Raw genomic sequence first — 13,188 nt, forward strand, 5'->3', positions numbered from 1 at the left:
CACAACCCGCGGGCCGGGGTTTGCTAGTGATGTTTACAAACCTGTTACATCCGCGCTCCGCATCCCCGGCCGATGTCAAGGGGAACGTTCGAGCGCTGCTCCTCCGTAGGGTGGAGGAATCGCCGCCCCGAGGAGAACCCCCATGAACCGTCGCCTGCCCGCCCTCGCCGTCACCGCTCTCGCACTCGTCGCCCTGACCGGCTGCACCGGAGGAAACGACTCTGCAGCCGGCGGCGCGAGCCCCGCCAGCACCCAGTCGGTCGAGGAGGCGTGCACGCAGGTCAACGACGTCATGACCGAGGCGACGCAGGGCATCCAAGAGATCGACCCCTCCGACCCCGCCGCCGCGGCCGGCGCACTGCGGACGATCTCGGACGGCATGGGCGACGCGGCCGCCGAGGTGACGAACGCGGAGGTGTCCGGCATCCTGCCCGATCTGCAGGCCGCGTTCTCTTCGGCCGCCGACTCGATGGAAGCCGTCGCCGCTGGCGACACCGATCGGGCGACCGAGCTCACCACGGCGCTGAGCGACGTGCAGGGCAGCATCGACACGTACACCGACCTCTGCGGCACCAACTGACGTCGGGCGCGATCGGGTTCGCGCCGCTGCATAACGCTCTGGTTTCACTCAGGCCGCTCTCGGACCGGTGTCGCGTACCATGAGTTCCGAGTGCGCGTTAACGCGCAGACGGGGGTACAGCGGTGACGGATGTCGCGTCGAAGCACGATCATGAGAGCACGGCCGAGTCGGACGTGCTCTCGAGCGATCCCGGACAGCGCGTCGAGTGGGCACCGGTCGAGCCGGCGCGCAAGAAGCGGCGCCTCGGCCTGTGGATCGGCGTCCCCGTCGGCGTGGTCGCCCTCGGTGCCGCTGCTGCGTCATTCTTCCTGATCGCCCCCGGTACGACCATCTCGGGGGTCCCGGTCGGATTCATGACGCCCGGCGCCGCGGCATCCGCCGTGCAGGACCGTCTCGACCAGACCACCGTCACCCTCGGAGACGGCGGCGCGAGCATCTCGGGCGCCGACCTCGGAGCGCAGGTCGACGGCACCGCCCTCGCGACTTCGGCCTTCGACGCCCGGCCCGCCTGGAACATCACGCAGTGGTTCGGCGACCCCATCGACGCACCGATCACGCTCGACGAGGCGGCTGCCACCGACGCTCTGCGCAGCGCGGCAGGCGACCTGTACGTCGAGCCCACGCCGGCCTCCCTCTCGTTCGACGGCACGTCGTATGTCGTCAGTCCCGACGTCCCCGGCGCGGGAGTCGATCCCGAGGCGGCCCGCGCGGGCCTGCAGAGCGCCTTCGACTCCGGCACGACCGAGGCCGTCATCGACCCCGAGCTGACCCCCGTGTCCGCACTGACGACCACCGCCGCTGCCGAGGAGGCCGCCGCTTCGCTCAACGGAATGCTCGACGGCGTCGGCTTCTACGTCGGCGACGAGCGCACGGTGCCCGTCGACCGCGCGACGGCCGCGAGCTGGCTCACGATCGGTACGAAGGACGACGGCTCGTTCGAGATCACGGCGGACGCCGCCGCGATCCAGCCCGTCGTCGACACGCTTCCGGGGCTCGTCGATCGCGCGCCGGTGAACGGCGTGGTGTTCGCCAATGCCGCCGGTGAGATCATCGACGACTCCGACGCCGGTCTCGACGGCCGCACGCTGACCTCGACCGACGGCATCGCCGCCGGGTTCGCCGAACAGCTCGCGACGGGCGATGCCGCCTATCGGTTGCCGGTCGAGGTCGTTCCCGTCACCACCGAGACGATCACCCGCCTGCTCGAGGTCGACCTGAGCGAACAGCGCCTGTACCTCAAGGAGAACGGCGTCGTCGTCGATTCGTGGCTCGTCTCCACCGGCCGCCCCGGCGCCGACACGCAGACCGGCTATTACACGATCGGGTGGAAGACCCCGCGCCAGGACATGCGCGGCACCGCGGCCGACTCGGGCGTCAGCTACGTGCAGCCCGACGTGAAGTGGGCGATGTACTTCAACGGCGACCAGGCGTTCCACGGCGTCTACTGGCACAGCAACTGGGGCAATCGCATGAGCGCCGGCTGCGTCGGCATGCCCGACTCGCGCGCGGCCCAGATCTACGAGTGGGCCGTCGCCGGGACCGACGTCTACGTCCACGCCTGATCGGCGCATCCCGTCTCATCGTCCGATCGACCGATGCGCGGCGGATCGATCACCGTTAGCCTGTGACCATGGCTGACCTCCGAGTGGAAGAACTGTCGGCGTCGACGATCGTCGCGGTGAACAACCTGTCGCTGAAGCCCGGGCAGGAGCGCTTCGTCGTGCCCGAGAGCTACGCCATCGCCGCGACCGTGGTCGACCCGGCGACGTCCTGGCAGCGCGTCATCCTCGACGGCGACGAGGTCGTCGGCTTCGTCAGCGCCGGCTTCGACCCCGACGCGCCGCACGAGCACTTCCGCTCCGTGCTGTGGCGGATCAACGTCGACGCCGACGACCAGGGCCGCGGTGTCGGACGCTTCGCCGTCGAGCAACTGGTCGATGAGGCGCGCATGCGCGGATTCGACTGCCTCAACGTGATCTACGAGGCGGGCGAGGGTGGCCCCGAGGCGTTCTTCACGCGCGTCGGCTTCACACCTGTCGACGAGACCGAGTACGGCGAGGTCGTCGCCGAGATCCGCTTCTGACGGACTCCCCCACGCACGACGAGGAACGCCCCGGACGCCGAAGCGACCGGGGCGTTCCGCCGTATCGAGAAGAGCTCAGAGCCCGTCGATGATGCGGTTGAGCGTCGCCGAGGGGCGCATGACGGCGGCGACCAGCTCGGCGTCGGGACGGTAGTAGCCACCGATCTCGGCCGGCGAACCCTGCACCGCGATCAGCTCTTCCACGATCGTGGACTCGTTCGCGGCGAGAGCCTCGGCGACCGGAGCGAAGGCCGCGGCGAGCTCGCCGTCGACCGTCTGAGCCGCCAACTCCTGGGCCCAGTACAGCGCGAGGTAGAAGTGGCTGCCGCGGTTGTCGATCGTGCCCAGCGCGCGGCCCGGCGACTTGTCCTGCTCGAGGAACGTTCCGGTCGCGGCATCCAGCGTGTCGGCGAGCACCTTCGCGTGAGCGTTCCCGGTGTACTCGGCGAGGTGCTCGAACGAGGCGGCGAGGGCGAAGAACTCGCCCAGCGAGTCCCACCGGAGGTAGTTCTCGGCGACGAGCTGCTGCACGTGCTTCGGAGCCGAACCGCCCGCGCCGGTCTCGAACAGACCACCACCGGCCAGCAGCGGGACGATCGAGAGCATCTTGGCGCTCGTGCCCACCTCGAGGATCGGGAAGAGGTCGGTCAGGTAATCGCGCAGCACGTTGCCGGTGACCGAGATGGTGTCCTCGCCACGACGGATGCGCTCGAGCGAGTAGCGCGTCGCGTCGGCGGGAGCCAGGATCTCGATCGTGAGGCCGTCGGTGTCGTGGTCGGCGAGGTAGGTCTTCACCTTCGCGATGAGGTTCGCGTCGTGCGCCCGGTTCTCGTCGAGCCAGAACACCGCGGGCACGCCCGTCGCACGCGCGCGGGTGACGGCGAGCTTCACCCAGTCGCGCACCGCGACATCCTTCGTCTGCGTCGCACGCCAGATGTCGCCGGCCTGGACCTCGTGCGACAGCAGGACACCGCCCGACGAGTCGACGACCTCGACGGTTCCCGCGGCGGGGATCTCGAAGGTCTTGTCGTGCGAGCCGTACTCCTCGGCGGCCTGAGCCATCAGACCGACGTTGGGCACCGAGCCGATGGTGGCGGGGTCGAGGGGGCCGTGCTCGATGACGTCCTCGATCGTCGCCTGGTAGACGCCGGCGTAGGAGGAGTCGGGGATGACGGCGATCGTGTCGTCCTCGCCGCCGTCGGCGCCCCACAGCTTGCCGCCGTTGCGGATGAGGGCGGGCATCGAGGCGTCGACGATCACGTCGGAGGGCACGTGCAGGTTCGTGATGCCCTTGTCGGAGTTGACGTACGACAGGCGCGGGCCGGAGGCGATGGCCGCTTCGAAGGCCGCGCGGATCTCGTCGCCGTTCGCGAGCTGCGAGAGCCCCGCGAGGATGGCGCCGAGACCGTCGTTGGGGGTGAGGCCGGCGGCGGCCAGGTCTTCGCCGTAGCGCGCGAAGACGTCGGCGAAGAAGGCGCGCACGACGTGGCCGAAGATGATCGGGTCGCTGACCTTCATCATCGTCGCCTTCAGGTGCACCGAGTACAGCACGTCGTCCGACGCGGCCTGCGCGACGGTGTCGGCGAGGAATGCGTCGAGGGCCGCGGCCGAGAGGAACGTCGCGTCGACGACCTCGCCCGGCAGGACCTTCAGGCCCGACTTCAGCTCGGTGACGGTGCCGTCCTGAGCCGTGAAGCGGATGGCGAGGACGTCGTCGCCCTCGATGACCGTCGAGGTCTCGTTCGACTTGAAGTCGTCGTGACCCAGCGTCGCGACGCGGGTCTTCGACCCCTCGGCGAACGGCTTGTTGCGGTGCGGGTGCTTGCGCGCGTAGTTCTTCACCGACAGGGGCGCACGGCGGTCGCTGTTGCCCTCGCGCAGCACGGGGTTCACGGCGGAGCCCTTGATGCGGTCGTAGCGCGCGCGGACGTCCTTCTCGTCGACGTTCTGCGGCTCGTCCGGGTAGTTCGGGATGTCGTACCCCGCGGCCTGCAGCTCGGCGATGGCCGCCTTCAGCTGCGGGATCGAGGCCGAGATGTTCGGCAGCTTGATGATGTTGGCCTCGGGCAGCGTCGCCAGGCCGCCGAGCTCGGCCAGGGCGTCGCCGACCTGCTGCTCGGGGGTGAGGTTCTGCGGGAAGGCGGCGAGGATGCGGCCCGCCAGCGAGATGTCGCGGGTTTCGATGGCCACGCCGGCCGCACCGGCGAAGGCCTCGACGATGGGCAGGAAGGAGGCGGTGGCCAGTGCCGGCGCCTCGTCGGTGTACGTGTAGATGATGGTCGAGTCGGGCACGTGTCGTCTCTCCAAAAAGCGCGTCGAGGGTCGATCCTCAGCGTATCGCACGGGCGTGGTTCTCTCGATGTCGAGATATCTCTCACGCCTGCGGGCTTCGCGCTAGGGTGAGCGCGTGCCGCGCTTCGATCTCTCGCTCGCCGAACTTCAGGACTACCGCCCGGAGGTGAGCGAGCCCAGCGATTTCGACGATTTCTGGTCCGCCACGATCGCGGGCTCGCGTGAGGCCGGCGGCGAGGTGACCGTGTCTGCGGCATCCGAGCTGTACGCGACGGTCGACGTGCACGACGTGACCTTCCCGGGGTACGGCGGCGACCCCGTGAAGGCGTGGCTGATCCTCCCCGCGCATCGCGAGAGGCCGCTGCCGGCGGTCGTGGAGTTCGTCGGCTACGGCGGCGGACGCGGTCTGCCGACCGAGCGGCTCGCCTGGGCCACCGCGGGGTACGCCTCGTTCGTCATGGACACCCGCGGACAGGGCAGCGTGTGGGGCAGCGGCGGCGAGACCCCCGACCCCCACGGCTCGGGCCCGGCCGTGCCCGGCTTCATGACGCGCGGCATCGAGTCGCCCGAGACCTATTACTACCGGCGGGTGTTCACCGACGCGGTGCGCGCGGTCGACGCCGTGCGATCGCTGCCGGAGGTCGACGCCTCCCGGGTCGCCGTCACCGGCGGCAGCCAGGGCGGCGGCATCGCGATCGCCGCAGCCGGCCTGAGCGAGGGTCTCGTCGCGGCGATGCCCGACGTCCCCTTCCTCTGCCACTTCGAGCGTGCCATCGGCTTCACCGGCAGCGACCCCTACCAGGAGGTCGTGCGCTGGCTCGCCGTGCACCGCGGCGCCGAGGCGCGGGCCTTCGAGACACTGTCGTACTTCGACGGCGTGAACTTCGCTCGCCGCGCCGACGCGCCGACCCTGTTCTCGGTCGGACTGCTCGATCCCGTGTGCCCGCCCTCGACGGTCTACGCCGCGTTCAACGCCTACCGCGGCGAGCACAAGGAGATGTCGGTCTTCCCCTTCAACGAGCACGAGGGCGGCCAGGGATACCAGTGGGAGGCGCAGGCCGCCTTCCTGCGTCGTGTGCTCGGCGGCAGCGCATGAGCACACGACGAGTGCTCGCGATCGACGCGGGACAGAGCGGGATCAAGGTGCGCGCGGCTGCGGCATCCGGCGGCGACCTGCTCTTTCCCGGCATCCGGACCGGCGAGCCGCTCCTCCCCCAGCTCGCATCCGTCGTGGCCGAGACGATCGCACGCACGGGCGCACCGCCAGACGTGGTGGTCGCGGGCATCTCGGGGCTGACCGACGCGAATGCCGACGCCGACGCGATGCTCGCTCTCACGGCGGCCCACGGCGTGCGCCGCGTCGTCCTCGCCCACGACTCGACGACGTCCTTCCTCGGCGCGCTCGGCGACCGGCGTGGGGCTGTCGTCGCGGCCGGCACCGGGGTCGTCACGCTCGCCGTCGGCGCGGAGACCACCGCTCGCGTCGACGGGTGGGGCTGGATCATGGGCGACGCCGGCAGCGGATACTGGATCGGCCGTGAGGCCCTGGATGCCGTGATGCGCGCCTATGACGGCCGGGGGCCGACGACCGAGCTGACGGCGGCGGTCTCGGACCGCTGGCCGGACCTGTCGCAGGCCTACATGAGTCTGCAGGCCGACCCCGACCGAGTCCGCATCGTCGCGAGCTTCGCGGCCGTCGTCGCGCGTGCCGCAGTCGCCGGCGACGCCGTCGCGCAGGACATCTCGGTGCGTGCCGCGCATGAGCTCGCGCAGAGTGTGCGCGCGGCGATCGCCCAGGTCCGCACCGACGAGGAGACCTTCCCGGTGTGCGCGATCGGCGGTGTCTTCGGCTCGGCACCGCTGCTCGAGGCATTCACCGCCGACCTGCACGCCGGCGACGCGTCGGTGCGGCTGGTTGACCCCGTCGGCGTCGGCATCGACGGGGTGATGGCCCTCGCCGATCTCGACACCGCGCATCCCCTCGCCGCGGTCACCCACCGCGCCGGCTGAGCCGCCGCCACCGAGAACGCATCGCGCCCGCGAGAACGCACCGTTTCGGGTGCGTTCTCGCGACGGCGGTGCGTTCTCGGCGGGCCTCAGACGAGCGACTCGCGCCAGGCGCTGTGCAGCTGGGCGAACTTGCCGGTGCCGGCGATGAGCGCGGCGGGGGTGTCGTCCTCGATGATGCGACCGTGCTCCATCACGAGCACCCGGTCGGCGATGGCGACCGTCGACAGGCGGTGCGCGATGATGATCGCCGTACGGTCGGCCAGCAGCGTGCCCAGGGCTTCCTGGATCTGCCGCTCGCTCGGGATGTCGAGCGACGCCGTCGCCTCGTCGAGGATCAGCACCGCCGGGTCGGCGAGGAAGGCTCGCGCGAACGAGATCAGCTGACGCTGCCCCGCCGACACCCGGCCGCCGCGCTTGTTGACGTCGGTGGCGTAACCGTCGGGCAGCCGCTCGATGAACTCGTGCGCCCCGACGGCCTTCGCCGCCGCCTGGATCTCGTCCATCGTCGCGTCGGGCTTGCCGAGCGCGATGTTGTCGGCGACCGTCCCGCTGAACAGGTACGCCTCCTGCGTGACCATGACGATCGCCCGGCGCAGATCCTTCGGGTGCAGCTGGCGCAGGTCGACGCCGTCGAGCGTGACGCGCCCCTTCGTGGGGTCGTAGAACCGCGCGACGAGCTTGGCGAGCGTGGACTTGCCCGCACCTGTCGTGCCGACCAGCGCGATCGTCTGCCCGGCGGGCATGTCGAGCGCGAAGTCGGGCAGGATCGTCACGGCATCCGAGTACCCGAACGTCACGTCCTCGAAGCGCAGGTGCCCGCGGGCTTCGCGCAGCTCGACCGGATCGGTCGGGTCGGGGACCGTCGGGTCTTCCTCGAGCACACCCGACACCTTCTCGAGCGCTGCCGTCGCCGACTGGTACGAGTTGAGGAAGAACGCGACCTCCTGCATGGGCGCGAAGAAGTTCCGCACGTACAGCACGGCCGACAGCAGGAATCCGAGGCTCAGCGTGCCGTCGACCACCCGGAATCCGCCCCAGGCCAGCACGAGGGCGAGCGAGACGGATGCCACCGCCATGAGCGCCGGCTCGAACGTTCCGAACAGGCGGATCGAGCGCATGTTCACATCGCGGTAGTCGCTCGAGAGCCCCCCGAACTCGGTGTCGTTCGCGGGTTCTTTGCGGAACGCCTTGACCGCACGGATGCCGGTCATCGACTCGACGAACTTCACGATCACCTTCGCGCTGATGACACGCGACTCGCGGTAGACGACCTGCGACCGCAGGTAGAACCAGCGCATGAGCAGGAACAGCGGGATGCCCATGACCGCGAGGATGATCCCCGACTGCCAGTCGAGCAGCAGCAGCGCGATGAGCGTGAACCCGCCGTAGAGCAGACCCGAGACGAGCTCGTTCAGGCCGCCGTCGAGCAGCTCGCGGATGGTGTCGAGGTCGCTCGTCTGGCGCGAGATGATGCGTCCCGACGTGTACGACTCGTGGAACTCGAGGCTGAGGCGCTGCGTGTGGCGGAAGATGCGCTTGCGGAGGTCGATCATGACCGCCTGGGTCAGGCGCGCCGCCACCACGGCGTACCAGCCGATGAGCGCGGCACCGCCGAGAGCGGTGATGAGGAAGACGATGACGACCGCGATGGTCGGCATCCAGTCCGCTTCCTGCTGTACGGCGGGCAGGGCGTTGGCGATGCCCCAGCCGACGAGGGCGGGGCCTGCGACGCGCAGCGCCGTCGAGACGACGAGCACGACCGCGGCCAGCGCGAGCTGCATGCGCAGCGGAGAGACCAGCGACCCGAGCAGGCGCAGCGAGCGACGCCGGATCTCGCGGCTCTCCTCGCGGGTGTAGTCGGAGCGGTCCTCGCCGCTCGTCCCGGTGACGGTGCTCACAGGGTCACCTCCGTTTCGTCGTGTCGTTCCTGGTCGTGTCGTTCCTGCTCGTCCTCGAGGCTCGAGATGACGTGCCGATAGTGCTCGCTCGTGCGCAGCAGCTCGGAGTGGGTGCCGACCGCGGTCACGCGCCCCTCCTCGAGCAGTGCCACGCGGTCGGCGAGGGTCACGGTCGAGGGGCGATGCGCGACGATGAGCGCCGTCGTGTCAGCCAGCACCTCGCGGAGCGCGTCTTCGACGAGCGCCTCGGTGTCGACGTCGAGCGCCGACAGCGGGTCGTCGAGCACCAGCACGGCCGGGCGGGCGGCCACGGCACGGGCGAGCGCCAGGCGCTGGCGCTGGCCACCCGACAGGCTCAGCCCCTCTTCGCCGATGACCGTGTCGACTCCCTCGGGCAGCGTGTCGACGAAGTTCGCCTGCGCGACCGACAGCGCCTCGCGCATGACGCGCTCGGCTTCCGCGCTGCCGCGTTCGAGGTCCTCGCGACCGAGCAGCACGTTCTCCCGGACGGTCTGCGAGAACAGCGTCGCGTCCTCGAACGCCATGCCGACGTGACGGCGCAGCTCGTCGAGCCGCAGGTCGCGCACGTCGACGCCGTCGAGCAGCACGCGGCCTCCCGTGACGTCGTACAGGCGCCCGGGCAGGGTCGTCAGCGTCGTCTTGCCCGAACCCGTGAGGCCGACGAGGGCCATCGTCTCGCCCGGTCGCAGCGCCAGGTCGATGCCGTCGAGCAGGTCGCGCTCGCTCTCGGGGGCGTCCTGGTACCGGAAGTGCGCGCCTTCGAAGACGAGCGCGCCCCGCGGCTGCGCGATGGTCGTCGGGTTCTCGGGGTCGACGATCGTGTTCTGCTCGTCGAAGACCTCGAAGATACGGTCGGTCGCCGTCCGCGCATCGACGAGGAACGAGAAGAGGAAGCCGATCGACTCGACGGGCCAGCGCAGGATCGTCGCCATCGCGAAGAAGGCGATGAGCGAGTCGACACCGAGCTCACCGGCCTGGACGAGGTAGATACCCGCCCCGAGGCACAGCGCGAAGGCGATGTCGGGCAGCAGCACGAGCCAGAACCAGATCCAGCCGACCGCCTTGGCCTTCTTCACCTCGGTCTCGCGCAGGGTCTCGGCCTGACGCGTGAACTTCTGCAGGGCGTGTCCGCCGCGGCCGAACGCCTTCAGCACGCGGATGCCGTGCACCGACTCCTCGACGGCCGTGGCGAGGTCGCCCGCCTGGTCCTGGCTCTGGCGGGAGAGCAGGCCGTAGCGGTTCTCGAAGATGAATCCCGCGATCCACAGCGGCGCCGAGACCACGACGAAGATCGTGCCGAGCAGCCAGTGCCACCGGAACAGGATGATCGAGCCGACGACGATGGTCAGCATGTTCACGACGAGCAGGACGATGCCGAAGGCGAGCCAGCGGCGGATGAGGCTGATGTCCTGCATCATCCGGCTGAGCAGCTGACCCGACTGCCAGCGGTCGTGGAAGGCGACCGGCAGTCGCTGCAGGCGCGCGAAGAAGTCGGTGCGCAGCTCGTACTCGACCTTGGTCGCCGGGGCGAGGACGAACCAGCGGCGCGCCCAGACCATGAGTGCCTCGAGCAGACCGAGGGCGAGAACGGCGCCGGCGCCGAGGACGATGAGCCACGGGTCGCCCGAGTTGATCGGGCCCTCGGGACCGACGATCACCTCGAGGACGAGCGGGATGCCGAGGGCGAGCAGGCTCGCGATGAGCGCGCTGACGAAGCCGAGGCTCAGCCGGGGCAGCACCGGTTTGGCGAAGGGGAGCAGACGCGCGAGCGCGCGCGGCGTGGACAGACGAGGGGGCGTCGAGGAAGTCATGATCCTGAGGTGTGTCGAGCGGATGCCGAAGACGGCGAGGGGCGCGCGCGAGCGCGGCGAAGCGGGACCGGGGCCCCGCGGGAGGAAACGTCGGAAGCGGCGAAGCGCTTCCCGGAGCTACCGGGCGATTCCTCCGTGTGCGGGGCGTCCGTCGGCCGTGACGAGGAGAGCGACGGACTTCGTGATGACGATGGCCGGGGACATGGCTTCCTCCTGAGGTCGAGCGGACAGAGCACCCGCTGCACACACGGGAGCCCTCCAGGCTATACCTGAGTATTCGCTGAGTGCAAGGACGAATCCGCGCTCAGCCGTTGTGCCGCGCCTCCCGCGCCAGCAGTCGCTGCTTCACCTCGACGCCCCAGGCGAACCCGCCGAGCGCCCCACCCGTGCGGAGGACGCGGTGGCACGGCACGAAGAGGGCCGCGGCGTTGCGCGCGCAGACGGATGCCGCCGCGCGCACCGCGCCGGGCGAGCCGAGCGCCGCCGCGAAGCCGGTGTAGGTCAGCGGCTCGCCCGGCGCGATCCCGCGGAGCGCCTGCCAGCCGGCTCTTTGCATCGCCGTGCCCGACTGGCGCACCGGCACCGCGTCGATCGCCGCGAGGTCGCCGTCGTAGTACGCGGCGACCGAGGCGGCGGCATCCGTGGGGGCCTCGACGACCCGCGCGGGGCGGGCCGCGGGCCGGAGCCGGTCGAGGATCGCGACCGGGTCGGCCGTCCACCCGGACGCCAGCACCGCTCCGCCGGCCTCGAGGATCGTGAAGGGACCGTCGGGGGTCGCGACGGTCTGGATCGAGGCGATTTCGCCCCGCGCGGACGCGGTCGCGGCAGGCTCGAGCGGCGTGGGAGCGTCGGAGACGGCGGTCATGTGCGGGCCTTTCGAGACGTCGGGAGGGTCGGCTCGGTCGCGCTTTCGCGCCAAGCCTGCGTGACGGGTGCGGCGTACCAGAGATGCGCCATGAGGTAGCTGCGCCAGGGCGCCGTGCGTTCGGCCCAGGCCACGAGCTCGGACGGGCCGGCCGGGATGCCGGCGGCGGCAGCGCCCGCGCGTGCCGCGACATCGCCGGGCAACAGGATGTCTGGGTCGCCGAGCACCCTCATCCGCACATAGTCGGCGGTCCAGGGCCCGATGCCGGGCAAGGCGAGGAGCGCAGCGCGCTGCTCGTGGGTGTCGTCACCCGGAGACAGGCGCAACGAGCCGTCGGCGAGCGCGGTGGCGGCACCGACGATCGCCCGGATGCGTGCCCCGGGCCCGCGCAGGACCTCAGCGCCGCGCTCGGCGATCGCCGCCATCGTCGGGAAGAGGGTGGCGGGGCCGGCGGCGGTCTCGACCGGCTCGCCGAGCTCGGCGGTCAGGCGCCCCTGCACGGTGCGGGCGGAGGCGACGCTGATCTGCTGGCCGATCATCGCGCGGATGAGCATCTCGTCGGGGTCGATCGCCGCCGGCAGGCGCACGCCCGGGATCCGCGCCACGAGAGGCGCGATCTCGGGATGCCGCGCGAGGGCCTCGTCGATGGCCGTCGGATCGGCATCGAGATCGAACAGCCGACGCACGCGGGCGATGAGGGTCGACAGATCGGCCAGCGAGGCCAGCTCGGCACGCAGGCGCACACGCCCCGCGTCATCCTGGCGCACCTCGAACCACGCAGGCCCGCCGGCGAGACGGATCACGCGGGCGAACGAGCGCTCGTCACCCGACTCGACGCCGGGGATCGCGTGCGCGCGCATCCACCCGAACAGGCCCGCGGCGTCGAACGGCTCGCGCACCGGCAGGACGAGGTCGATGCGGCCCGGCATCCGCTCCCCCGCCTGCCGTCGCGCACGCAGCTGGCCGGGAGGCATCGCGAAGACCTCGCCGACCGTCTCGTTGAACTGCCGGATGCTCGCGAACCCTGCGGCGAAGGCGACGTCGGCGATCGGCAGGTCGGTGTCGACCAGCAGCGTGCGCGCGATGTGGGCCCGGTGGGCGCGGGCGAGGGCGAGCGGGCCCGCGCCGAGTTCCGCCGTGAGGAGCCGGGTGAGGTGGCGCGACGAGTACCCGAGGCGGGATGCGAGCCCCGGAACGCCCTCGCGGTCGACGACACCGTCGGCGATGAGGCGCATGGCCCGGGCTGCGAGATCGCCGCGAAGGTTCCACTGCGGCGACCCGGGGGTGGCCTCGGGCAGGCAGCGCTTGCACGCGCGGTATCCAGCCTCGTGGGCGGCGGCGCTCGTCGGATAGAAGGTCACGTTGGCGGGCCGAGGGGTGCGCGCGGGGCAACTCGGGCGGCAGTAGATGCCCGTCGAGCGCACTGCCGTGACGAACTGGCCGTCGAAGCGGCGGTCGCGCGCGTCGATCGCGCGGTACCGCTCGTCGAACGTCATCCCGTCACTGGCCATGCCCCCAGCCTGACATGCCCCGCCGACACCGGCTCGCGGAAATCGGACACGACTGTCCCCGGCTCCCTCCCCCGTCGACTCGCCACAGAATGCGGATGCCGCCCCCTCCGGATCCGC

The 13,188-nt window shown here is 70.9% G+C and carries 10 protein-coding genes; 5 read left to right on the top strand and 5 right to left on the bottom strand.

Annotated elements, in window-relative coordinates; genetic code table 11:
- Positions 1–142: 142 nt before the first annotated feature.
- From C1N74_RS12645 to C1N74_RS12655, 3 genes are all read left to right on the top strand, one after another.
- Entirely contained in the window at positions 143–580 is a 438-nt protein-coding gene (locus C1N74_RS12645; protein WP_023955636.1) for a hypothetical protein, read from the top strand.
- Between the two features lie 122 nt (positions 581–702).
- Positions 703–2,142 carry a L,D-transpeptidase family protein gene (locus C1N74_RS12650; protein WP_064955730.1) on the top strand — a complete coding sequence of 480 codons (1,440 nt, stop codon included), beginning with the start codon at positions 703–705 and terminating at the stop codon, positions 2,140–2,142.
- A gap of 68 nt (positions 2,143–2,210) precedes the next feature.
- Positions 2,211–2,663 carry a GNAT family N-acetyltransferase gene (locus C1N74_RS12655; RefSeq protein WP_023955643.1) on the top strand — a complete coding sequence of 151 codons (453 nt, stop codon included), beginning with the start codon at positions 2,211–2,213 and terminating at the stop codon, positions 2,661–2,663.
- Positions 2,664–2,738: 75 nt separating this feature from the next.
- On the opposite strand, the gene C1N74_RS12660 is transcribed toward C1N74_RS12655, so the two are convergent.
- Positions 2,739–4,955, bottom strand: a complete 2,217-nt coding sequence (locus C1N74_RS12660; protein ID WP_137750648.1) for an NADP-dependent isocitrate dehydrogenase — start codon at positions 4,953–4,955, stop codon at positions 2,739–2,741.
- A 115-nt stretch (positions 4,956–5,070) separates the two neighbouring features.
- On the opposite strand from C1N74_RS12660, the gene C1N74_RS12665 reads away from it, so the two are divergent.
- Both C1N74_RS12665 and C1N74_RS12670 read left to right on the top strand, forming a co-directional pair.
- Positions 5,071–6,051 carry an acetylxylan esterase gene (locus C1N74_RS12665; RefSeq protein WP_137750649.1) on the top strand — a complete coding sequence of 327 codons (981 nt, stop codon included), beginning with the start codon at positions 5,071–5,073 and terminating at the stop codon, positions 6,049–6,051.
- Positions 6,048–6,965, top strand: coding sequence for an N-acetylglucosamine kinase (locus C1N74_RS12670; RefSeq protein ID WP_137750650.1), 918 nt, complete (start codon positions 6,048–6,050; stop codon positions 6,963–6,965). The genes C1N74_RS12665 and C1N74_RS12670 overlap by 4 nt, the downstream gene beginning before the upstream one ends.
- 86 nt (positions 6,966–7,051) lie before the next feature.
- Here C1N74_RS12670 and C1N74_RS12675 read toward each other — a convergent pair whose 3' ends face one another.
- The 4 genes from C1N74_RS12675 to C1N74_RS12690 all read right to left on the bottom strand — a co-directional run bounded on the left by C1N74_RS12675 (position 7,052) and on the right by C1N74_RS12690 (position 13,071).
- Positions 7,052–8,863, bottom strand: coding sequence for an ABC transporter ATP-binding protein (locus tag C1N74_RS12675; RefSeq protein ID WP_088380572.1), 1,812 nt, complete (start codon positions 8,861–8,863; stop codon positions 7,052–7,054).
- Entirely contained in the window at positions 8,860–10,695 is a 1,836-nt protein-coding gene (locus C1N74_RS12680) for an ABC transporter ATP-binding protein (RefSeq protein WP_137750651.1), read from the bottom strand. The genes C1N74_RS12675 and C1N74_RS12680 overlap by 4 nt, the downstream gene beginning before the upstream one ends.
- 304 nt (positions 10,696–10,999) lie before the next feature.
- Positions 11,000–11,560 (bottom strand): methylated-DNA--[protein]-cysteine S-methyltransferase, encoded by a 561-nt coding sequence (locus C1N74_RS12685; protein ID WP_137750652.1) that lies wholly within the window; start codon positions 11,558–11,560, stop codon positions 11,000–11,002.
- Positions 11,557–13,071 (bottom strand): AlkA N-terminal domain-containing protein, encoded by a 1,515-nt coding sequence (locus tag C1N74_RS12690; RefSeq protein WP_137750653.1) that lies wholly within the window; start codon positions 13,069–13,071, stop codon positions 11,557–11,559. The genes C1N74_RS12685 and C1N74_RS12690 overlap by 4 nt, the downstream gene beginning before the upstream one ends.
- Between the last annotated feature and the right edge of the window lie 117 nt (positions 13,072–13,188).

This window comes from Microbacterium sp. SGAir0570 (genome assembly GCF_005491085.2).
In the GTDB taxonomy this organism is placed as follows: domain Bacteria; phylum Actinomycetota; class Actinomycetes; order Actinomycetales; family Microbacteriaceae; genus Microbacterium; species Microbacterium arborescens.